Below are 21141 nucleotides of genomic sequence, written 5' to 3' on the forward strand. Positions count from 1 at the left end.
ATAACAAACGATAAAATCAGGAATGAACTGTTATGAGCCATACTGAAAACCATGATGCACCGGAATTTACACGGCGCTTTGTTAATCTGGCCGATGAACGTCTGGGCGCAGAAGCCATTTTCGCGACCGATGATTTCTTTGCCGACAAACAGCGCATGCTGCAATCGGGCGACGCCATTTTCTATCCCGACCGATATGACGATAACGGCAAATGGATGGATGGCTGGGAAAGCCGCCGCAAACGGATCGAAGGCCATGATTACTGCGTTGTCCGTCTGGCAACATCGGGCCGCATTCACGGGGTGGATATCGACACCAGCCACTTTACCGGCAACTTCCCGCCTGCAGGCTCACTCGAAGGCTGCTATTGCCCGGCGGGTGATCCGGGTGATGATGCCACATGGACGGAAATTGTCGCCCCCATGGGCCTTGGGGCCAGCGCGCATCACTATGCTGATGTGACCTCAGACGCCATTTACACCCATGTCCGCCTGCACATCTATCCAGATGGCGGGGTGGCACGTTTGCGCGTTTATGGCCGCCCAAACCGCGACTGGACCGATATGGCCGCCCGCAGCGAACAGGTTGATCTGGCCTCCATGATCAATGGTGGGGTCGTTGTTGGCTGGTCTGATTCCCATTACGGCAACCCGAACGCCATTTTGTCCCCCGGTCGTGGGGTTAATATGGGCGATGGCTGGGAAACCCGCCGCCGACGTGAACCGGGCAATGAATGGCTGATCATTGAGCTTGGCAATCCGGGCGAGATTGAAAAAATCATCGTCGATACCTGCCACTTTAAGGGCAACTATCCTGACCGCGTATCGATCCAAGGTGCCTTTGTCGATGGGGAAAAGGACAAGTCGCTGACCGCACGTTCGATGTTCTGGTCGACCATCCTGCCCGAAAGTAAAATGCAGGCAGACCATATCCACGAATTTGATGCATCGGCCCTGACCATCAGTGGCCCGGTCACCCATTTGCGGGTCAATTCGATCCCCGATGGCGGCATTAGCCGTTTGCGCATTCTTGGCAAACCGACCAGCAAATAGGGCGGATGCATGTCGATGAAACTTAAGGTCGAACCGCTTACCGCGGATGACTTCGCCCCATTTGGCGAGGTCATCTCAACCGCGACCGCGCGCGACAGTTACAAAATCAATCTGGGTACCACCACCCGGTTTCACGATATCTCGCGCGTTGATGTCGGGGATCAGGGTGGTGCCCCGATCATCAGCATCTTTCGCGGCACACCCCGGGCCAAGCCGATTGAAATCAAGATGATGGAACGTCACCCGCTCGGCTCACAGGCTTTCATGCCATTGGCCGGTCAGAAATTCCTGATCGTGGTGGCATCGGGTACGGATACCCCGACACCAGACACCCTACGTGCGTTTATCTCGGACGGCACCCAAGGTGTGACTTACGCCAAAAACGTCTGGCATCATCCGCTGTTAGTCCTTGAATCCGACAGTGATTTCCTGATTGTGGATCGCAGTGGACCGGGGGAAAACCTTAACGAAGTCGACCTGCCGCTGGTTGATGGCGCGGTGATCACCCTCGATTGGTCTTAGCGCGTATTGTGGGACTACATGTCGGCAAGGCTCACTTGCCGACGAGCTCAGATTTAATAACTTATAACTGACACAGAGCGGGCAATCTTGCCCGCTCTGCATAAGATTTAAGGGATCAGTTGATTTCCGACAATAGATCCGGATTTGTCACAAGATTTCGCACGCCATGGGCGTGGTTTTCACCAAACGGGTTATCTTTTAGCCATGCATCTACCGACGCAAGGTTCAGCTTAACGACCGTTGGTCGCACACTCCAGGTCACCTGGAAGGGCGAACCTTTTTCGTTATAGCCTGGACCTGTCGTCGATCCTTCGTACAAAACCGGTTTACCCAGATCGGTTGGCAGGTTCGGAACCTGATTGAGCCCGTTGATATCTTCAATCTCGGCCATCTTGGCAAAGTCTTCTCCGCCCTCGGAAACCAGAACCCCAACAACCGCTTCGACACGCAGTTGTGGATTTTTAATCGCATCGCTCAGACAGGTACCAAGGCCATTGCCAATTGTGGCTTTCGCAGTCGAGTAGACAAAATGAATTTCGATGGTGTCACCCGGCTCAAGATCGCCATGCTCGCTGGCCCCAACTTTCATACCAATCGGGGCAAGTTCATCTTCGGTCAGTTTGCCATCATATTTAAAGCCGGTACCATACCCGTGCCCGTCACCATTGCCCGCATATGTTGTGAACATGCCGCCTTTGTGTTCGGCATTCTCATGAAAATGAATGTCGCACAACGTCATCTTATCGACAGCCGGTGCAATGCTAAAAATGCGATGGTTCTCGCCAGAATATGAACCGATATCGCGTGGCGACTGAGGACTATACCCTTTTCCGTCGGTCTCAATGGCCAACGATGTGCGCTGCTTGGCAATGACCTCATCAGGAACACCATGGTCCGCCGATGCAGCCATGGCAGCAGATGAGACAAATGCGACTGTTGCAGTTGCCAAAAGGAACGTCTTGAACATTTTCTTCTTTCTCCAGAAAATACGGCAAATAGGAATATTAGATCCGCCACATAAGACTAGAGCGCCGCCATTGGGGCGATATCTGGGCAACATCCGGGCAATACCGGGACGATATTTCTCCCCTCAGCCTGAAGAACTGTTCACCACTTCAAAGCAATTGTCAAAGACCACAACTTAGCGATGTGGCCATGTCACCCCCGTCATCATCTTGACTAAACCTAACGTCTGAACGCACCAACCAACCCGAGATCACGCATATAGCCGAACAAATCAACGCTGTTGTCCGCAACATACTCCGCCCCGGCATCGCGCAGAATATCGGCATCCTGCGTATGGCGATGCGCCCCGCCTAAAAACCCGACCGACCGCATGCCCGCCGCCTTTGCCGCAACGACCCCAGATGGACTGTCTTCAATCACCAAACACTGTTCTGGTGCCCACCCACAGGTTTCAGCCGCCAATAGGAAAACATCCGGTGCCGGTTTGCCGCGTTTAACCTGCTCGGCGGAAAAGATGCGATGTTCAAAGAAATCGGCCAAACCGGTCAGGGACAAGCATTCATCCAACCGCGCCAGATCGCTACCCGATGCCAAGGCAAATGGCACACGCAGCGACGACAGCAGTTCGGGAATACCCGCAATGGCGCGAAGCTCGGTTGCAAACATACCTGCAAGTTCGGCCTCGCAATGTTCCTGATAACGTTGCGCGTTGATCGACGTGCCAAACCGGGTATTAAGCGCAAGAACCATCTCGCCATACGCAACCCCGCCAAACGTGCGGGCCAGTTCAGCCGCCGTAAGGCTGACGCCATAATCAGGCAAAAGTTTTTCATCGACCGCAAAAGACAAAATCTCGCTGTCGATCAGAACGCCATCACAGTCAAAAATGACGTTGGAAATCATTGTGCCGGGGCTTGCTGACCACTTGATGCACCGCCGAGATCAAGGGCAAGCAACCGTTTCTGAATGGTTTGTGACAGCACCGGGCTGGGATCGGCCTGCATCGCACGTTGATAGGCCGCACGCGCCATATCGGTTTTGCCCATCGCAAGCGCGTTATCGGCAAAATGCGCAAGATGCTCGGCCGTCGGCATTGACTTATTAACCGCAACAAACACTTCCTCAGCCTCGGCGTAGCGTTCCTGTTTATACAGGATCAAGCCATAGGTATCGAGTGCACTCGGGTTCTCCGGATCAGCTTGCATGACCTGCTTCGCCAACCGTTCCGCTTCACCAAGGTTTTCACCCTTCTGGGCAAAATGAAACGCCAGCCAGTTTGCCGCTGCGATATTCCCTTGACGTGCGGCCTGCCAAGCTTCTGCGGTCATAGTATCGCGGTACGATGAAATCACCCCTTCGATGGTTTGCTGATCCAGCCCATCGACCCATGTCAAACCAACCCGCACCGCCTTGCAGCCCTGCGCGTTGGCCTGCTGGCACATGGCAACGGCTTCCTCGACCGCGCCCAGAACGGTGGCCGATGGACCCGCCGCATATTCCTTGCCCACGTCATCACGCGACAGCGCCTTAAAATCAATCATCGCCCGGTATCGGTCATCAACCTTGGCCTGTTTGGGCGCTTCGAACATATCTTGGGGCTCCCAGTTTGAACTGGTATCCCCGCAGGCAGCAAGACCAAGCAGCAGGGCAACCGCCACAAACGGGCGCATGGATCGAATGTTAAGGGGACGAAAATCAGGCACGGCAGTCATTCCCTGTATTGGTGAAAAAGCCAGACGCATCATAGCGCAAATCGGTTTTTCAGACATTAACAGCATGGTTTTTACCGGGTTTGGCGCCAGCGTTGCCCACCGATCTTAAGGTCGGAATAGCGCGGCGCAATCACATCAACCGCCCCTTCGGCCAAATCGCGTTGCATCTGGGCCCGGTCTCTGTCGTTGGGATCAAGCTGCAAGGTCGCAACCGACACCCATTCACTGTCTTCGGCCGCATACCGATAGACCGGGGCATAATCTTCATCGATGAAAAACACGGCTTCTTCGCTGCCATCGCCATCAAGATCAATCAGCAAAATCGAACACAGGTTCGCCCCGGTATCATCGCGGCAAAATCGGCGATAAAATTCAAGCGGCCCGGTCAGAAGCTCATCAACAAGGTCACTGGGCACCTTATGGGTTGCCGGAAAGATCGGAATGCGATCAGCCGCAATCATATCGCCCCGGTCATTGGGATTGCGGTCACGCAAAGCAGTCAGATCGGGCATAGCATCGGGATAGCTTGCCGTAAATTTGGCAATGGCCGCGATGCCAGGGTCGCCTAATCGGGTGGCCATAAAGGACAGATCATTCAGCGTGCGAGTTGACAGCTCAGAAGAGGATGCCTCGGCCCCAAGCTTCTCCGTCAGGCGGGCTTCCTGACTGCGGGCCGACATGGTCACAGGATCAAGCAACGGCAGATGCACGACAAACGCCGTTACCGCCAGACAGATCGCGATATGGCCAAATGTCGCGCGCAGGGCATTGGGGGCTGATTGGCGACGGCCAAAGGCCGCAACCGATAGCCAAATGGTCGAAAACAGCACAAACAGTGCTGCCCAAATGCCATAGGTCCGCGACGGTGTAAGGCCGTAATCGGTCACCCGAAGCCAGATGGTATAGATCGCAATCGCGGCAAAAACCGGCGCCATCCACAAGGTCACCCGAAATATGCGGTCGCCAATCTTGCCAAACAGGGTCGATGCCTCACCGGCCTGAACCGCCCCAAACAGCAAATAACTAAGCCCCGCGGCGGCGGCCATCACCGTCCACCACACACCAAAGTCCTGCGCAATCAGGATTTCCCAGCCGCCAAATACGGCAACGGCCAAAAACACCAACAGCCCACAAGCCTGAATGGGATAGAGCACGCGAAACATCACGCCGATGACCTGGCGCACCGGGATCAAAAGATTGGCTTTTTCCTGCGCAATCAAAACACCCGTCGCAAACGCAACCCCCGACAGGGGGGCACCAATATATCCTTCGGCAATGAGGTCCCAAATCTGATCAAGCCCGACCAGCTCAAGCAGGGCTGTCAGCGCATATAAAAGCGGCCAAAGAATACCAATCGCCAAAAGTCCGAAGGCCAGCGAAAGCTTGATCGACCAGATTTCCGGTACCAAAGCTCCACGGTCGCGATGGTTTGGCAAAACCGTTGTTTGCGGGCGGGCCCATATCCGCCAAGCCGCCACCGCAATACCAACCCAAATCGCCTGACAGACCAAAAGCCCGGTTGTTGGAATATCGGTCACAAAGTCAAACCCGACGAAAACCTGAAAACCAAGGACCTGAAGGGCAGAAAGACCCGCAACGCCAAGGGTAAAAAGCACATCATCGCGCAGGTTGCGCACGCCAACCGCAAACCAGCTACAAAAGGCAAGGCTTGCGACAAGTGTCATCAGACTTGTCAGGGCATATTCATCCAACGGCGCGTAACTGCTTAGATACCAGAACGCCAATCCATACGCCGCCCCGCTCAGCGGAAACATCCAGTGCCTATTGTTCATTGATGTACTCATGCTTGTGCCTAGGGTCTGAACCCACATGCGGTCTTATCGCCGCGAAGTTTGCATTAGAACAGAAAAAGCCGCCAGGATCATCAGATCACTGGCGGCTTTAACATGTTGGCGTAAAACGCCTATTTCAGGGCAACCCGATGCGCAATTATGCGCGGCGTTCTGCAATCATCTTTTTGATTTCAGTAATCGCAAGCGACGGGTTAAGGCCTTTCGGGCAAGTATTGGTGCAGTTCATGATCGTGTGGCAACGATACAGGCGGAACGGATCTTCGAGTGCATCGAGACGTTCACCGGTATATTCGTCACGCGAGTCTGCCAACCAGCGATACGCCTGAAGCAAAACTGCCGGGCCGAGGAATCGGTCGGAGTTCCACCAATAAGACGGGCACGCGGTCGAACAGGAGAAGCACAAAATGCATTCCCACAACCCATCAAGCTGGGCACGTTCTTCACGCGACTGCAAACGCTCGCCGTCCGGCGGTGTCGGGCTGTCGGCCTTAAGCCACGGCTCGATCGAGGCAAGCTGCGCATAAGGCTGTGACAGGTCAGGCACCAAATCCTTAACCACCGGCATATGCGGCAGCGGATAGATTTTGACCTCACCCTTGATGTCATCAATCGGCTTAAGACACGCAAGCGTGTTGCGGCCATCAATGTTCATCGCGCACGAACCGCAAATGCCTTCACGGCATGAACGGCGGAATGTCAGGGTCGCATCGATCTCGTTTTTAATCTTGATCAGCGCATCCAGCACCATCGGACCACACTTATCGAGATCAATATCGTAAGTGTCGGTCCGCGGGTTGTCGCCGCTGTCAGGATCAAAACGATAGATCTTGAAGCTGCGTGTGTTCTTCGCGTCAGCCGGAGCAGAGAACGACTTGCCCTCTTTAACGACCGAATTGGCGGGAAGATTGAATTCTACCATCTCTCAAATCCTCTCTTGCCGCGCCTTAATAGACGCGCTCTTTCGGCTCGATGTATGACACTTCATCAGTCAGGGTGAAGTTGTTAACCGGACGATACGTCAGATCAACAGCATACCCCTTGGCGTCATCCACCTTGGCAATGGTGTGCTTCATCCAGGTTTCGTCATCACGTTTTGGATAATCTTCGTGGGCATGTGCCCCACGTGATTCGTGACGCGCTTCTGCCGAATTCATTGTCGCTGCGGCACAGGTCATCAAGTTCTCAAGTTCGAGAGTCTCGACCAGGTCCGAGTTCCAGATAAGGGACCGATCCGAAACGCCAACATCGGGAAGTGTTTTGGCGGTTTCAGACAATTTGTCCTTACCTTCTTTCAGGATTTCAGCCGTCCGGAACACGCCGCAGTTGCCCTGCATGACGCGTTGCATTTCCAAACGGATATCTGCCGTCGGACGCGAACCTTTTGCCCAGCGCAGACGATCAAAACGTGCAATCGCTTCGTCGCCGTCGGTGGTTTTAAGTTCCTTGAACGATGATTTCGGATCGACCACTTCGGCGGCATGCATACCGCACGCACGGCCAAACACCACCAGATCAAGCAGCGAGTTGGTACCCAAACGGTTTGCACCATGGACCGACACACAGGCGGCTTCGCCCGCGGCCATCAGACCCTTAACAATTGCGTTCGGGTCTTTGGCGGTCGGGCGCAGAACTTCGCCCTTATAGTTGGTCGGAATGCCGCCCATGTTGTAATGGACCGTCGGAAGAACCGGGATCGGTTCCTTGGTCGCATCAACACCGGCAAAGATTTTTGCGGTTTCGGTAATACCCGGCAGACGTTCCCACAGCACTTCCGAACCAAGATGTTCAAGATGCAGGTGGATATATTCGCCGTGCTCGCCAACACCACGACCATCACGGATTTCCTGTGACATGCCACGCGACACAACGTCACGCGATGCAAGGTCCTTAACGGTCGGCGCATAACGTTCCATGAAACGTTCGCCTTCGGAGTTGGTCAGATACCCGCCTTCGCCGCGCGCACCCTCGGTGATCAGGCAACCTGAACCGTAAATGCCGGTCGGGTGGAACTGAACAAATTCCATGTCCTGCAAACCAAGACCTGCACGTGCCACCATGCCATGACCGTCACCGGTGCATGTATGGGCCGAGGTGCAGCTAAAGAATGCACGCCCATAACCACCCGATGCCAGAATGACCATCTTGGCGTTGAAACGGTGCATTTCACCAGAATCAAGGTCCCAGGCCACCAAACCGCGGCACGTGCCGTCATCATCCATGATCAGGTCAAGGGCGATATATTCGACAAAGAACTCGGCTTTATGCTTCAGGCACTGTTGATACAGGGTATGGAGCATCGCGTGACCGGTACGGTCAGCCGCGGCACAGGCCCGTTCAACCGGCGCCTTACCGTGATCACGGGTGTGACCACCGAACGGACGCTGATAGATTTTGCCATCTTCGGTGCGCGAAAACGGCATGCCATAATGTTCAAGTTCATGAACAGCCGGCACCGCATTGCGGCACATATATTCGATTGCGTCCTGATCACCCAGCCAGTCTGACCCCTTGACGGTGTCATACATATGCCACTGCCAGTGATCTTCGGACATGTTGCCAAGCGACGCACCAATGCCACCCTGTGCCGCAACAGTGTGCGAACGGGTCGGGAAGACCTTGGTGATACATGCGGTTTTAAGCCCGGCCTCAACCGTACCCAGCGTCGCGCGAAGTCCCGCGCCGCCCGCACCCATAACAACAACGTCGTAGTTATGGTCGATGATTTTATAAGATTCACTCATTGGCTCAGGCTCCGGCAAAAACGATACGCAAGACCGATACAATGGCAGCAACGGACAGGAATGCCGCCACAGCCTTGATCAGCATCAACGAAATCATTTCTGCTTTACGGTTATGCACATAATCTTCGATCACAACTTGCAGGCCGTGCGTGGTGTGCACAGCAACGCTGACAATCATCAGGATCATCATCGTCGAATGGAAGTACGAGCTCAACCACGCATGGACCGCGTCATAGTTGGCTGTATGTCCGGCAAGAATCGAAATTATGAACCAGATGCCGAGCGGAAGGTTCGCCATAGCCGTAACGCGCTGGGTCCACCAGTGCGATGCGCCACTTTTGGCAGAACCAAGACCGCGCACACGGCCAAGATCGGATTGCATCTTCATGACAAGTTTGTCCCCTCTTGCCCGGCCTTAGGCCAGACCGATGATCCAAGTGATAATGGTCAGCACAACTGCCGCGCCAAGGACGATGGGGTTGCTTTTTGCTGCACCCTCATTCGACAGGCCGCGACCAGTGTCCCAGACAAGATGCCGGACACCGTTGCAAGCGTGGAAATAAAATGCCACCGTCCAACCGAACAGCAACAAAAGACCAAACCACGAGGTGAAAAATGCCTGATAGCCTTCAAAGGCATCACGGCCAGCGCCGGCACCAATCAGCCAGGACGCTAAAAATACGAAACCAACGGCAAGGCCGACACCCATCACGCGGAAAGTAATGGACATCACTGCTGCCATCGGAAGCCGGTACACCTGTAAATGCGGAGACAGCGGCCGATTGGCTTTGCTCATAACGGAATTGCCTCTTCTCAAAGTAGCTGGCGGGAAAGCAGGGTTTATTTACCCATGCGAGCCGTTTGAGTCAATCTGAACCCCTCTGTAAACCAAAGAAATCAGTGATCAAATCGGGTTTTAGCTTCCGTTTAACTACGTAGGTTGACCTCTCAGACACCGTAAACGACCCGCGGGAAGGGCCCAAAGTAAGACTCGGCGTCAAACTCCTGAAGTGCATACGGCATAACGTGGACTTAGCAATTGCACAATTAGACCTTCTTACGCAAGACAACAGCAATGCGATCAATGGCTAATAATGGCTAATATTCGTCAAAGATGAGGATGAATGTGCTGGCAATCAACCGTCGGCAAGCACCGCATTGAGATAATCTTTGGAAAAATCGGTCTGAATTTCGCACCAGAGAAGTTTATGGTCCGACATTTGATGCTTGCGATAATATCGCCGGTAATAATTTTCCTTTTGATCGCGGGTGCGCAAATTACCGTCACTGTTGCGATCAAACGCCGTCCCCCAGACGTGATCAAGGTAATGGTCGCTGTCCTCGTTGCGATAAATCACATCAAACATGCTAAACACGCCCGATCGCAGCAAACTGAACCGGTCATCGGCCAACCGGAACGCAATCTGATCATAATGATGCTTTCCCGACAGGCTGGTCGGGGCGTTCTTGATCGCCTCGGGGATGACAAACCCGGCGCCTTCAAGCGCCTGCATGGTGTGATGTTCGGGCGACACAATGTTGAAATCGCCCAGCAGGACAAAATTGGCGGCCTTGCCCTGCACCTTCTGTTCCTTGCTTTGACGTGCAGCAAGAAAATCGGCTATGCGGCGTATTTCTTCACGCCGATGCGCCATTTCCGGACTGGTTTCAGATGCATTGCCATAAAAGATATGCACCGTACACAGCTTGAATTTGAACCAGCCGGACTGAAAGGCCACGGAAAAAGGTGTCCGGGCAAACTGCACACCGTCCGCGTCGTCATCGTCTCGACCGACGGCAGCATCACCGGCATCACTGGCGCGCCCCGGCTCGACGATCTTCTGACCGGTCGGCAGGACAATTTCACCGGCCTCCCGGCGAAACCACACCTTGGATTTGCGAAAGGCAAAGGCAAGCCGTTCGCTATTGCCTTTGCTGCCTTCGGTGGTGTCGGTGACGATATAGTCCCAGCCACTGCCCAAATGATCGCGAAACAGCGTTTCAAGTGCGGCCAGGTTTTCATTCACTTCCTGGATCGCCACCAGATCGAAATGATCGATGATTTCGGCGATATACATCATCGACTCGGCCTCACGGGTATAAGCCCCGCCATTGCCAAAATGCATCAGGTTCCATGACGCCAGACGCAGGCTTTGTGTCTCGGCCTCCGCCCCGGCAAGAATGTCTGATTTCAAACGATCCTTAAGCCGCAAAAGCGCACTGGCGACAAACCGACGATGGATCGGATTTTCAATATCGCGGATGGGTTTGACATTGGTCACGGCACCCTCACACTGCAATTTATGGTGAATGCGTTATTCTACGTAATTCAACCATAAATGAAAGTTACAATTTCAAAAGCAACCAAAGCGATTATCGGATACCGTAAACCTAGCGCGGAATGAGAACCGTATAATCAAAGTCCAAAAGAACATCGGCGTGATATTTCCCGTCCTCCGTCCGCAACGGGAAATCGCTTGCCCGGCGATCTCGCACCGCCACAAGCCGCAAACGAAGCGCGCCAAGATCGCGCCGACCGGGCAGCTCAAACTTATCCAGAACTTCTGACCAGGCAAAAACCGTATCGCCGGCAAAGGCCGGATTGGCATGTGCCCCGGCATTGATTGCGGCAATTTTAAACGCATTGCCCAGCCCGTTAAACGACAAGGCGCGGGCCAGTGATATGATATGCCCGCCATAAATCAGCCGCTTGCCAAACCGTCCGGCACTGGCGGCCACCTGATCAAAATGCACCTTGGCGGTATTTTGATACAGCCGGGTTGCGATCTGATGTTCGGCTTCTTCAAGGGTCATGCCGTCAATATGATCAATCTTTTCCCCGACATAATAGTCATCCCAAAGATCGGGCGATCCTGAAAGTTCGGTATCATAATCGGACGCATCCAACCCAACGGGCACCTGAAGCGCCTCGGGGGAGACAACCGTTGGCAGTTCGGGCAAAACCGTTTCGGGGGCCGGCGCTGATTGGTCTTTTTTGACCACCATCACCCAGCGATTGTAATCCAGCACCATCTCGCCGCGCTGATTGCGCCCGACAGTATTGACGTAAACAACCCCGGTTTTGCCGTTTGAATTTTGCTTGAGCCCCGTCACGGTCGAGACCGAACTCACCGTATCACCGGGATAGACCGGAACGCCAAAAACACCCCCGGCATAGCCCAGATTGGCCACCGCATTTAGCGACACATCGGGTACCGTTTTGCCAAACACCATGTGAAACGCCAAAAGATCATCGACGGGGGCGGATTTAAACCCGATCCGATGGGCATAAACGTCTGACGACTGCACGGCAAACCGCGGACCATACAGCCCGGTATAAAGGGCGACATCGCCCGATGTGATGGTGCGCGGTGTGGCGTGGCGAATTTCCTGCCCGATGCGGAAATCCTCGAAATAGTTCCCCGGATTGGTCTTTGACATTCGATGGCCTCCCTAAAGGCAAAACTTTGCAAACGTCCGGTTCAGTCGGATTTTATGGTTTTATGATCCGAACCGGTGTCATGGGTTGGCGGCTCAGGCCCCGTCCATTTCGCCGATCAAATCGGCCATGGTCACCAGTTTCTGGGCTGACACCACATGCAGGTTTTCAATCAGCTTGCCATCCACAACAACAACGCCCTTGCCCTCGGACGCGGCCTGCTCAAAGGCCGCAATGATCTTGCGCGCCCAGGCAACATCCGCCTCACTTGGCGCAAATGCCGTATTGGCCGCGCCAATTGTTTTGGGATGAATAAGGGTTTTGCCGTCAAAGCCCATATCGCGGCCCTGCTGGCAGGATGCGGCAAATCCATCGTCATCGGACAGATCAAGATGCACACCATCCAAAATCGCCAAGCCAAAGGCCCGTGCCGCCAAAATACACAGACCAAGGCTTGTGATCATCGGCAAACGATCCGGGGTATGGGCGCAATTTAAATCCTTCGCCAGATCAGACGTCCCCATGACAAACCCGCCAAGCTTGGGATGCGCCCCTGCAATTTCCTTGGCATTGAGCATCGCAAGCGGGGTTTCCATCATGCACCAGATGCGCATGTCCTCATGCGCGCCTTCGGCCGCCATGATGTTTGCCACCTGACGCACGGTATCGGCACTTTCGACCTTGGGCAGCAAAATCGCATCGGCCGATGTTTTCGCCGCCGCAACAATGTCGGCATGGCCCCACGGGGTATTGAGCCCATTGGTCCGGATTTGAATTTCGCGTTTGCCATACCCACCCTCGGCCAAGGCCGAGACAATCTGATCGCGTGCGCTATCCTTGGCATCAGGCGCCACCGCATCTTCCAGATCAAGGATAAGCCCATCAGCGGGCAGGTTTCGACCCTTTTCCAGCGCGCGGGCGTTGGATCCCGGCATATACAAAACAGACCGGCGCGGACGTGGGGCAGCAGCCATCAGACATCTCCCGTTTGATAATATTTGTTCAAAATTGACGTTTTATTTTTACGAAAATTACCCAAACTTGTTTTGCACCGCAAGTCACTTTTTGCACTGCGGGATGAATACAATTGAAAATTGGAAGGTTCTGAATACCGACCCACAGCCTTTAACCCACCCGGCCAAGGCAAAAGAAAAACTATTCCGGTTTCCCAAAAAGCCCCGTCATCAGCATGCTGGTGACGGTCGGAACGTCGTTTAACGCCCGCCCGTTTGACAGAAACACCACCACGGTGTCCTGATCGGGGAACCATGAAAATTCGGCGGAATAGCCAAAGTAAATCCCGTCATGCCCCCACACCGGGCCCCACGCACTATTGCCGATTACAAACCCATAGCCATAGGACCCGTCCCCGGCAAAAATCGTATCGCTGGTCGCGCGCTCAATTGCATTGGGGCCCAATAACACCCCGTTAACAAACAGTGCCCGGGCAAACTTCACCATGTCTTGCACGGTAGACATCACCCCGCCATCGGCAAGCTGATCACCCACATCATAATCGGTGACGTCTTCAAGCTGCCCGTCATCATCGGCATCATCAAACCCGCGCGCCAGAAGGTCCGGTCGCGGAAACCGGCCAAAGGATGTGTTGCGCATTTCGGCGGGTTCAAAAATCCGGCGGTTAAACACCGCTTCAATAAGATCGCCCTCAACCGCCTCAATCATGATGCCCAGCAAGATGAAATTGCTGTTGGACGGGGCATAGGTCGAACCGGGCTCAAAATAGGCATCGTGATCGGCAATCAGCGGCAGCAACTCAATATTGCGCCAGCCATGCTGCGGATCGCTGCCGACCAGTTGAAAGAAAAACTCCCCATCAAGATAATCGGGGATACCCGAACTGTTGCGCAAAAGATCACGGATGGTCGCCGTCTCGCTGTTGGCAATACGGCCCTTGTATTCCTCGGGCAGGAATTTACCGATTTTATCTGACAGATTGATGCGTTTTTCCGACGCCAGCTGCAAGGTCACCACAGATGTCATCATCTTGGTCAGCGACCCGATATAAAACTGCCGGTCGACCGTCATCGCGGTATCGGGCTTGACCGAGGCATAGCCGCTCGCCGCCGTGCGCAGTGTCCCATTGCCATAGCCAATGCCAACAACCGCACCGGGCAACCCGGCATGATCGACATATTGCTTCAGGAAAATCTCAAGCGGATCGGCATCGGGTTGTGTCTCCCCCTTGGCAGTCTGCGCCATCGCCACGGTCGGACACAGCATGGCCGGGAACACATATGCCCCCAGCACCAGCACCGCAAAAACCCCAAAAACCCGATGCAGCTTTATCATACGCCCCATAATCTCGTTGCCCATTATCCAATGGCGACCATCTGCGCGGCCTTGCGAACCTGCCATTTTGTGGTGTTCATCGGTCGATCTGCTTGCACCAGGCCACCAGTGCAGCCCGCAATTCTTGCGTTTTAACCTGCACCGACGGATCGCCGGCGTCGTCATAGACCGGTGATATATCGGAAACCTCCATCCCCACATTGAGGATATGGGCATTCATCGCCATTTCCCAACCCGTTGATTTTCCCGAAATCACATCTTCCACCTTGGCCAGAACCTGCCCCGCCCAATCGGGCACAGCCTGAACATCAAACACCAGTACGGCACAAATCTGATCGTGCCCGGCGTTACCGACAATCCGCCCCGGCCAGTCGGGAACAAATGCCTCATTGTCGTTCGATGCGGTCATGGGTTTTGTCCTTTAAAACAGCCTGCTACGCACTTAACGCAGCGGAAAGGCCGTATTGATCCGACCGTCTTTGAGCAACCCCATCGCGATCAAAAACCGCGATTTTGGGGCCGCCCCGACACAGAACTTCACATCTTCCCCGATCAATCCGCCGCCCTCCGGCCGATTGGCCCCGCATTGCCACCAGCCGGGCGACCCCGCCGGACAGGCTTGGCGATGTTCAAACGCATACAGGATAGATGCCGTCACCTGTTCCATGCTGCACGCATCGGGAAACAGGCTGGAAAACTTTTGTGGATCATCCCCATTCCGATTGCGCAAACGCACGGTCCCGGCATAAATCCCGTTGGCATTGGGGCTTTGCGTCACCTCAACCCCGGCCACCGTGGCTGGATTGATCGCATTTGGCCGGGCATGAAACCCGGTTGCCGATCCGTTTGACCGGATTTCACCGCAAAACACATGATCAAGGTTGATCGGCGGCGTACTTTTGCTCCATGCCGGGGCTGCCGGGCAGGCCACCTGTGCGCGCGCCGGCAGGATCAGCACAAACACCCCGACAATGATGATAGCGGCGAGCCCCGAAATACCACCACCAATGCCCAACAGCCCCAAATTCCGGCGACTTGTCATGTCTCACACCCGTCCTTAAAGCTGCGAAAACTCAAGCCCGATACGAAGGGCCAGCACACTGGCCGGCTCAAACCGCATCGGCACACCGCCAATTTTCCCACCGTGCCATTGCGCCTTGGTCAAAACAAACGCACCCAGCGGCAAGGCATGACTGCCCCGGAAATTAACCAATGCACGGATTTCCTTGGGCTTGCGGATCGCTTCATCACGCCACAGACAGTGATAGGCAAAAAGCGGCGTGCCCGACCGCCGATCCAAGAACACAAATGGCACCTCATAATGCCCCCAACGCGCGTAATAGAGGCTTTCCATCCCGACACTCGATGTCAAAAACTGCGTCTGGATCGCGGTTTCCGCCAACCGCGTGATTGTCGCACTGTCGGACGTCCGCGCGCCAATAAGCCCGGTGCGCAAACCCGGATGGATCAGATGGACCTTAAACGCCACCGCACGCTGGAACGGCTTGGCATCCTGATCAACCCGTTCAAGACGGCGCACCAACCACGCACTTTCAAGATATTCCAGATAACGGCGCAGCGTGTTTTTGGCGATATCAAGCTCACGCGCCAGCGTCTCGATCGAAAATTCCGAGCCGGTGTTATAGGCCAGAAGCGCAAACAACCGGTGCAAATCCGACGGGCTTGAAATCCCGTGCAACCCCGGCAAATCGGAATGAAGCGACCGATGAATGGCGCGCGCTTCGCCGTTGCGGTCATGAAAACCGCCTTCATTGATATAGGCCTCGAACATCTCGTTCAGCTCAACCAAGCCACCGGGCACATCGGACGTATAGCGTCCGACATTTGGCGTTTCGGGCAAAACGTCAGTTGGCGAAACGCCATTCTGTTCAAGATATTCGGCAAAACTAAACGGGGGTAAAAACAGGCTCTGAATATGTCCGGCACTGTCCGCACTTGGGGCCAGCGCACTGACCGCCACCACACGCAACAGCGGATCCGCCACCAGCAATTGCGCCAAACGGTCTTCCCAGTCGCGTTGATAAGACACCTCATCGACGAAAATCCACAATGGATGATCGGCCGAAATACCGCGCATCGACCGCAGCAATTTGGGCAAACGCGGCAGATCAATTTCCAAAAACAGCGGATGTTCAAGCGAGATATAGCAAACATGACGGCGCGGCGTGTCGGCATTCAGCAAGCTTGCAATCGCCTGGCGCATCATCACGGTTTTACCCACCCCGCGCGGCCCGGTCAGAACAACCGCCTTTTGCCCGTCATGCTTTTCAATTGCCGCCCAGAACCGCTTGAAAAAGGCGCGCTGCGGCAAATCATGGACCAGATCGTCCGTCACCCCGTCCCACCACGGGTTATCTTGCATCAAACGGTGCAGAAAGTCCTGCTCACCGGGATGTTCGATCATGGTCGCCATTGTCACCTACCCCAAATATTCCGCCGCCCATCGCGCGTCTTTGGCGATAATGCCGGGGAAAACCTTTAAATTAGGTATAGTGATAAACGCTATTTGGCAATTATTTCGTAATTCCCTGCAAACAAAAGAAAAACCGGACCCGCAAAGCAGATCCGGTAAAAAAGGCTGGCGGCGATTTCACATTGCAGACGCAAGGGGGAGCCGTTGCAAGGGAAATTGGGGATTTGAAATCGCCACCCGTATCGCGTTCGTCGCGTTACGCTTTATCGTTGGGGGAGGAAGGATCGTTTTTCGGATCCTTTGAATGTGCATCATCACCAGACGTTGCATCATCCTTTTTCATTTTTTCAAGTTCGGACGCCAACCGGTAATCGCCAGAAGCAACAAACCCCTCCATCGAGCCGGTCCGGCTTTCAAGGTCGTCAAACTTCTCACGCAGCTCTTCCATCCACGGCTCTTCAAAATCAACACCCATGGTCGGACGATCTTCCGGGGCCGTGCTGCTTGATGTCGTGCTGCTTGCTTTGGCGTTATGGCGCGCTTGATATGATGGATTGCCACGCGATGCGCCGCCAAACTTGCCGCGCAATCCGTCAAACCATGACGGATGATGGACAAAGGCCCATGCAATGCCAAACAGCATCACACCCACCGGGAAACTGAACACAAGGATCAGGATAAAGGCAATCAAAACACCCTTACGTGGAATGCCAAAGCTTTCCGCAATTCCGCGCGTGGTGCGACCAATCACACCGTGACATTTCTCGCCGTTCTGATCACGCTTGCGCGCACGGCATCCGCCGCGATCGCGCCTTTTGTGACCACACCGATACCCACCGCCATCAGCAGTCGCTTGCTGGGCACTCATATCCTGTTCCTCCATTCGACAACCTCGGCATCCAACAGGCGTTCAAGTGTTTCGACACGGCCTTCAAGACGTTCGGCCCGTTTTTTCAAACCCGCCACGAGTTCCTTTTCGTGCGCGGCTTGCTCCGGGCTTTGTGCGCGCTGTGCCGTCTTCATCCGTTTCCAGACCGTTATATAGTGAAACACAACCCAGACCGGGCCAACAACGGCAATAAATACGATAAGAGGTACAGCAAACGCCCACATGTCTGTCAGCTCATTCCTTGTTCAGGTGCACGTGTCGAAACCCTCGGCACGCTGATTATTTGTCTTTCTTGACGTTCTTCACGCGCGATTTAAGCTCCTTGAGATCATCTTCAATCCCAATTTCGCCCTCAAGGTCTTCAAACTGTTCTTCAAGGCTCTGCCCGCGACCAAGGTCCCAGGAATCCGCACCCGCTTCAAGTTCGTCAATCCGGCGCTCCATCTGCTCATAGCGCAGAAGTGCGTCATCAATCTGACCCGAATGGATCTTTTCACGCATTTTGACACGCTTTTCAGCCGTCTGCATACGGATTTCCACCGCGCGCTGCTTGCCCTTGGCTTCATTAAGCTTGTTCTGCAACTTGTTCAGATCCTCGTCGAACTTGCCAAGAGTCTCTTCAATCACTTCAAGCTCGCGCTCAAGCACAAGGCTCTGATCGGCCAACCGGCGGCGCGCCATCAGTGCGCCCTTGGCCAGATCATCACGGCCCTTGGACACGGCAAATTCCGCCTTGGTGTCCCACTCGACCTGACCGTCATGCAGCTTTTTAAGCTTACGCTCGACTTCTTTCTTGTCGGCAATCGCCTTGACCGCACTGGAGCGGACCTCAACCAGAGTGTCTTCCATTTCCTGGATCATCAACCGCACCATTTTTTCCGGATCTTCGGCACGATCCAGAAGCGAGTTGATGTTGGCATTTACGATATCGGACAAACGCGAAAACACGCCCATTGTCAGATCTCCTTCAAAATACGGGGACGCAAAAATTCTGACATCACTATTTCAAATGCCGTGCCAGTTTCATTAATTGTTATATTTCAACATCTTATGTAATCATCAGACTATTTAATTAACTTTTATCGCGACATTAATTGCGATTTTCGATATCGTTTTTCGCGAAATGGATAGCTTGCAACCGATATTGGGCGAAGACCCCATTTTTCTGGCCGCGCTTGAGCATGTCTCACGTCTGGCACCAATTGAACGCCCGTGCCTGGTGATTGGTGAACGCGGATCGGGTAAGGAGCTGATTGCTGCGCGCCTGCATTACCTGTCCAAACGTTGGGGCGGGCCACTGGTTAAGGTCAATTGCGCAGCCCTTTCTGAAACCCTGCTTGATACCGAGCTTTTCGGCCACGAAGCCGGGGCCTTTACCGGCGCGGCCCGCCGCCATATTGGCCGGTTTGAACGCGCGCACGGCGGCACCATCATTCTCGATGAAATCGCCACCGCCAGCCCCGTGGTGCAGGAAAAACTTCTGCGTGTTGTCGAATATGGTGAAATTGAACGGGTTGGCGGCTCCGAGGTGATCGAAATCGACACCCGCGTCATTGGTGTGACAAATGAAAACCTGCGTGAACTAGCCAAAACCGGCAAGTTCCGCGCTGATTTACTCGACCGCCTCGCCTTTGACGTCGTTGCCGTGCCGCCGCTGCGCCAAAGGTCTGATGATATCCTGCCCCTTGCCGAACAATTCGCGCTGGAAATGACCAAACGCCTGTCACGGCAAGTTTTCGCAGGCTTCACCCCGACGGCGGCCCGCCAACTTCTCAGCCATTCCTGGCCCGGCAATGTCCGCGAGCTGCGCAATGCGGTTGAACGCAGCCTTTATCTGTCTGAAGACGATGAAGCCCCGCTTGGTCATATCGTGCTCGACCCGTTCGAAGGCATCTGGACCGAAACCGACCATGCCGGACCACCGGCAGCAACAAGCGCCCCCGACGCCCCAACTCCAAGCAGCACAACAGACTTCAAATCCCAGGTCGCCGAGTTTGAAATCAACCTGCTCAAACAGGCCCTTCGGGATTACGGCAACAACCAGACCGAAGCTGCCAAGGCGCTTGATCTGAATTATCATCAGTTTCGCCGGTTGCTCGACAAGCACAGCCTGTTACCGGGGAAATAAGCATGTATCAACCCCGGACTCCGAACTACGACAAATCCGATCCGATCAAACGTTGGCAGCTGCCCGACAGGGTCTTTTTTGCATGCGGCGCTTGTCACATTCTCGCCCATGCCTTTCTTGAACGCTATGCAAACACGGCAATGCAGCCGTTCTGGTTCAAGCCATTTGATGGCTTCACCGGAAACCACATCGTTGTCATCTGGGGTGATTGGGCATTTGACTACCACGGCTACAGCAAACGCACCGTCCTGATCGATCATTATTTCAAACGCGCCCGGCAACGCTGGCCGGGCTGGGATGCAGAATTGCAGTCACTGCCCCGCGACGTGCTGGTCTCTGAAAACAAATCAAAGGAAATCAGCGGCCTTTGGCTGCGCGAACCCGACCAGTTTCTTCACAACGCCCTGCCCCGCGCCGAACGCTATCTTGATCGATTTGGCCCGCCCCCAGACGCTTAATCGACCAATGCCAACACGCTCTACACCCCAATCAAACGCGACAAGGTCAAAAGCGCAAAAAACAGCAATCCCCCAGCGCAGGTCAGATTAAGCACCCGCCAAATAACCGGCGACACATAATGCCGCGTCCAGCCGATGCCTGCGGCACAGACAAAACACCACAAAAACGACGACGCCATAAACCCGGTAATGAAGACAAAAAAGGCCAACCCATCCGGGTCTGCCGCCCCAAGTGCCGAGATTGTCCCGCCCAAGGCCGCCCAATAGGGGATATTCATCGGATTAGACAGTGAAAGCCCTGCCCCGGCGGCAAAGGCAGACTTTCGACTTTGCACACCCGACGACATCAAACAGGGCATCGGGCGAATAGCATCGCGCAGGCTTTGCCATGCCATCCATCCCAGCAACGCCGCCCCTAGAACGGCCATCGGCTGTGCAACCAAAGGCAGCGTAAAAATCGCCGCCGCCCCCAAAAGCCCCAGCACAGCCCAAATCAGATCGCCAATCAACGAGCCGACCTGCACCGCAAAGGCCTGCGCAAACCCGCCGACCATGCCACGCCGAAGACTTTCGGTAAAAATCGCCCCGGGCGCTGCGTTAAACAAAAACCCCAGCGCAAAGGCCGATACAAACAATTCGATCATCCATGCCCCGCCAACAAAATGCCCTGTACCTT

General features: G+C 54.6%; 23 protein-coding genes. 4 read left to right on the forward strand and 19 right to left on the reverse strand.

Annotated features, from left to right (window positions below; genetic code table 11):
• Window positions 1–32 precede the first annotated feature (32 nt).
• Together alc and K355_RS0113160 are read left to right on the forward strand one after the other, a co-directional pair.
• Window positions 33–1052, forward strand: coding sequence for an allantoicase (alc, locus tag K355_RS0113155; RefSeq protein WP_022732614.1), 1020 nt, complete (start codon window positions 33–35; stop codon window positions 1050–1052).
• A gap of 9 nt (window positions 1053–1061) precedes the next feature.
• Window positions 1062–1574, forward strand: coding sequence for an ureidoglycolate lyase (locus K355_RS0113160; RefSeq protein ID WP_245562948.1), 513 nt, complete (start codon window positions 1062–1064; stop codon window positions 1572–1574).
• 115 nt (window positions 1575–1689) lie between these two features.
• Here K355_RS0113160 and K355_RS0113165 read toward each other — a convergent pair whose 3' ends face one another.
• The 18 genes from K355_RS0113165 to pspA form a co-directional block, all read right to left on the reverse strand.
• On the reverse strand, window positions 1690–2541 hold the full coding sequence (locus K355_RS0113165; protein WP_022732616.1) for a delta-class carbonic anhydrase: 852 nt from the start codon (window positions 2539–2541) through the stop codon (window positions 1690–1692).
• Window positions 2542–2759: 218 nt separating this feature from the next.
• Window positions 2760–3443: an HAD family hydrolase gene (locus K355_RS0113170; RefSeq protein WP_022732617.1), complete on the reverse strand. Its 684-nt coding sequence runs from the start codon at window positions 3441–3443 to the stop codon at window positions 2760–2762.
• Window positions 3440–4252, reverse strand: a complete 813-nt coding sequence (locus K355_RS0113175) for a tetratricopeptide repeat protein (protein ID WP_033368878.1) — start codon at window positions 4250–4252, stop codon at window positions 3440–3442. The genes K355_RS0113170 and K355_RS0113175 overlap by 4 nt, the downstream gene beginning before the upstream one ends.
• Before the next feature lie 71 nt (window positions 4253–4323).
• Window positions 4324–6045 carry a DUF4153 domain-containing protein gene (locus K355_RS0113180; protein WP_162142301.1) on the reverse strand — a complete coding sequence of 574 codons (1722 nt, stop codon included), beginning with the start codon at window positions 6043–6045 and terminating at the stop codon, window positions 4324–4326.
• Window positions 6046–6202: 157 nt separating this feature from the next.
• On the reverse strand, window positions 6203–6985 hold the full coding sequence (locus tag K355_RS0113185; protein ID WP_022732620.1) for a succinate dehydrogenase iron-sulfur subunit: 783 nt from the start codon (window positions 6983–6985) through the stop codon (window positions 6203–6205).
• A gap of 25 nt (window positions 6986–7010) precedes the next feature.
• On the reverse strand, window positions 7011–8807 hold the full coding sequence (gene sdhA, locus K355_RS0113190) for a succinate dehydrogenase flavoprotein subunit (protein ID WP_022732621.1): 1797 nt from the start codon (window positions 8805–8807) through the stop codon (window positions 7011–7013).
• Window positions 8808–8811: 4 nt separating this feature from the next.
• A complete protein-coding gene (sdhD, locus tag K355_RS0113195) occupies window positions 8812–9195 on the reverse strand; it encodes a succinate dehydrogenase, hydrophobic membrane anchor protein (protein ID WP_022732622.1) in 384 nt (127 codons plus the stop codon).
• Between the two features lie 27 nt (window positions 9196–9222).
• Window positions 9223–9603 carry a succinate dehydrogenase, cytochrome b556 subunit gene (gene sdhC / locus K355_RS0113200; protein ID WP_022732623.1) on the reverse strand — a complete coding sequence of 127 codons (381 nt, stop codon included), beginning with the start codon at window positions 9601–9603 and terminating at the stop codon, window positions 9223–9225.
• Window positions 9604–9943: 340 nt separating this feature from the next.
• Complete coding sequence (locus tag K355_RS0113205; RefSeq protein ID WP_022732624.1) at window positions 9944–11089, reverse strand: endonuclease/exonuclease/phosphatase family protein; 1146 nt, start codon at window positions 11087–11089, stop codon at window positions 9944–9946.
• A gap of 109 nt (window positions 11090–11198) precedes the next feature.
• On the reverse strand, window positions 11199–12248 hold the full coding sequence (locus K355_RS0113210; protein WP_022732625.1) for a MaoC family dehydratase: 1050 nt from the start codon (window positions 12246–12248) through the stop codon (window positions 11199–11201).
• A 93-nt stretch (window positions 12249–12341) separates the two neighbouring features.
• Complete coding sequence (locus K355_RS0113215) at window positions 12342–13220, reverse strand: HpcH/HpaI aldolase/citrate lyase family protein (protein WP_022732626.1); 879 nt, start codon at window positions 13218–13220, stop codon at window positions 12342–12344.
• Window positions 13221–13401: 181 nt separating this feature from the next.
• The gene (locus tag K355_RS0113220; protein WP_245562950.1) at window positions 13402–14556 is read right to left on the reverse strand and encodes a serine hydrolase domain-containing protein; all 1155 of its coding nucleotides are present in this window, start codon (window positions 14554–14556) and stop codon (window positions 13402–13404) included.
• A 76-nt stretch (window positions 14557–14632) separates the two neighbouring features.
• Window positions 14633–14965: a hypothetical protein gene (locus tag K355_RS0113225; protein ID WP_022732628.1), complete on the reverse strand. Its 333-nt coding sequence runs from the start codon at window positions 14963–14965 to the stop codon at window positions 14633–14635.
• Window positions 14966–14998: 33 nt separating this feature from the next.
• Window positions 14999–15598: an EndoU domain-containing protein gene (locus tag K355_RS25145; protein ID WP_022732629.1), complete on the reverse strand. Its 600-nt coding sequence runs from the start codon at window positions 15596–15598 to the stop codon at window positions 14999–15001.
• A 15-nt stretch (window positions 15599–15613) separates the two neighbouring features.
• Window positions 15614–16990, reverse strand: coding sequence for an ATP-binding protein (locus K355_RS0113235; protein ID WP_022732630.1), 1377 nt, complete (start codon window positions 16988–16990; stop codon window positions 15614–15616).
• 256 nt (window positions 16991–17246) lie between these two features.
• Window positions 17247–17858, reverse strand: a complete 612-nt coding sequence (locus K355_RS0113240) for a PspC domain-containing protein (RefSeq protein ID WP_022732631.1) — start codon at window positions 17856–17858, stop codon at window positions 17247–17249.
• Window positions 17855–18103, reverse strand: coding sequence for an envelope stress response membrane protein PspB (pspB, locus tag K355_RS0113245; RefSeq protein ID WP_022732632.1), 249 nt, complete (start codon window positions 18101–18103; stop codon window positions 17855–17857). The genes K355_RS0113240 and pspB overlap by 4 nt, the downstream gene beginning before the upstream one ends.
• A gap of 55 nt (window positions 18104–18158) precedes the next feature.
• The gene (pspA, locus tag K355_RS0113250; protein ID WP_022732633.1) at window positions 18159–18833 is read right to left on the reverse strand and encodes a phage shock protein PspA; all 675 of its coding nucleotides are present in this window, start codon (window positions 18831–18833) and stop codon (window positions 18159–18161) included.
• Between the two features lie 169 nt (window positions 18834–19002).
• Between pspA and pspF the strand changes: the two genes are divergently transcribed.
• Together pspF and K355_RS0113260 are read left to right on the forward strand one after the other, a co-directional pair.
• On the forward strand, window positions 19003–20007 hold the full coding sequence (gene pspF / locus K355_RS0113255; RefSeq protein WP_022732634.1) for a phage shock protein operon transcriptional activator: 1005 nt from the start codon (window positions 19003–19005) through the stop codon (window positions 20005–20007).
• 2 nt (window positions 20008–20009) lie between these two features.
• On the forward strand, window positions 20010–20465 hold the full coding sequence (locus K355_RS0113260) for a hypothetical protein (RefSeq protein WP_022732635.1): 456 nt from the start codon (window positions 20010–20012) through the stop codon (window positions 20463–20465).
• 20 nt (window positions 20466–20485) lie between these two features.
• Here the strand turns inward: K355_RS0113260 and K355_RS23980 are convergent, their stop codons facing one another.
• Entirely contained in the window at window positions 20486–21109 is a 624-nt protein-coding gene (locus K355_RS23980) for a LysE family transporter (protein WP_022732636.1), read from the reverse strand.
• Window positions 21110–21141 lie beyond the last annotated feature (32 nt).

This window comes from Thalassospira lucentensis MCCC 1A00383 = DSM 14000 (assembly GCF_000421265.1).
Taxonomy (GTDB): Bacteria; Pseudomonadota; Alphaproteobacteria; order Rhodospirillales; family Thalassospiraceae; genus Thalassospira; species Thalassospira lucentensis.

Bases quoted from the DNA above. Each gene is read 5' to 3' on its own strand.
- K355_RS0113210 (WP_022732625.1), bottom strand. From the start codon at position 12,248: ATGTCAAAGACCAATCCGGGGAACTATTTCGAGGATTTCCGCATCGGG.
- K355_RS0113175 (WP_033368878.1), bottom strand. From the start codon at position 4,252: ATGACTGCCGTGCCTGATTTTCGTCCCCTTAACATTCGATCCATGCGC.
- K355_RS0113225 (WP_022732628.1), bottom strand. From the start codon at position 14,965: ATGACCGCATCGAACGACAATGAGGCATTTGTTCCCGACTGGCCGGGG.
- K355_RS25145 (WP_022732629.1), bottom strand. From the start codon at position 15,598: ATGACAAGTCGCCGGAATTTGGGGCTGTTGGGCATTGGTGGTGGTATT.
- K355_RS0113235 (WP_022732630.1), bottom strand. From the start codon at position 16,990: ATGGCGACCATGATCGAACATCCCGGTGAGCAGGACTTTCTGCACCGT.
- sdhC (WP_022732623.1), bottom strand. From the start codon at position 9,603: ATGAGCAAAGCCAATCGGCCGCTGTCTCCGCATTTACAGGTGTACCGG.
- K355_RS0113260 (WP_022732635.1), top strand. From the start codon at position 20,010: ATGTATCAACCCCGGACTCCGAACTACGACAAATCCGATCCGATCAAA.
- K355_RS23980 (WP_022732636.1), bottom strand. From the start codon at position 21,109: ATGATCGAATTGTTTGTATCGGCCTTTGCGCTGGGGTTTTTGTTTAAC.
- K355_RS0113160 (WP_245562948.1), top strand. From the start codon at position 1,062: ATGTCGATGAAACTTAAGGTCGAACCGCTTACCGCGGATGACTTCGCC.
- K355_RS0113180 (WP_162142301.1), bottom strand. From the start codon at position 6,045: ATGAACAATAGGCACTGGATGTTTCCGCTGAGCGGGGCGGCGTATGGA.
- pspB (WP_022732632.1), bottom strand. From the start codon at position 18,103: ATGTGGGCGTTTGCTGTACCTCTTATCGTATTTATTGCCGTTGTTGGC.
- K355_RS0113185 (WP_022732620.1), bottom strand. From the start codon at position 6,985: ATGGTAGAATTCAATCTTCCCGCCAATTCGGTCGTTAAAGAGGGCAAG.
- pspA (WP_022732633.1), bottom strand. From the start codon at position 18,833: ATGGGCGTGTTTTCGCGTTTGTCCGATATCGTAAATGCCAACATCAAC.
- pspF (WP_022732634.1), top strand. From the start codon at position 19,003: ATGGATAGCTTGCAACCGATATTGGGCGAAGACCCCATTTTTCTGGCC.
- sdhA (WP_022732621.1), bottom strand. From the start codon at position 8,807: ATGAGTGAATCTTATAAAATCATCGACCATAACTACGACGTTGTTGTT.
- K355_RS0113215 (WP_022732626.1), bottom strand. From the start codon at position 13,220: ATGGCTGCTGCCCCACGTCCGCGCCGGTCTGTTTTGTATATGCCGGGA.
- K355_RS0113220 (WP_245562950.1), bottom strand. From the start codon at position 14,556: ATGATAAAGCTGCATCGGGTTTTTGGGGTTTTTGCGGTGCTGGTGCTG.
- alc (WP_022732614.1), top strand. From the start codon at position 33: ATGAGCCATACTGAAAACCATGATGCACCGGAATTTACACGGCGCTTT.
- K355_RS0113170 (WP_022732617.1), bottom strand. From the start codon at position 3,443: ATGATTTCCAACGTCATTTTTGACTGTGATGGCGTTCTGATCGACAGC.
- K355_RS0113165 (WP_022732616.1), bottom strand. From the start codon at position 2,541: ATGTTCAAGACGTTCCTTTTGGCAACTGCAACAGTCGCATTTGTCTCA.
- sdhD (WP_022732622.1), bottom strand. From the start codon at position 9,195: ATGAAGATGCAATCCGATCTTGGCCGTGTGCGCGGTCTTGGTTCTGCC.
- K355_RS0113240 (WP_022732631.1), bottom strand. From the start codon at position 17,858: ATGAGTGCCCAGCAAGCGACTGCTGATGGCGGTGGGTATCGGTGTGGT.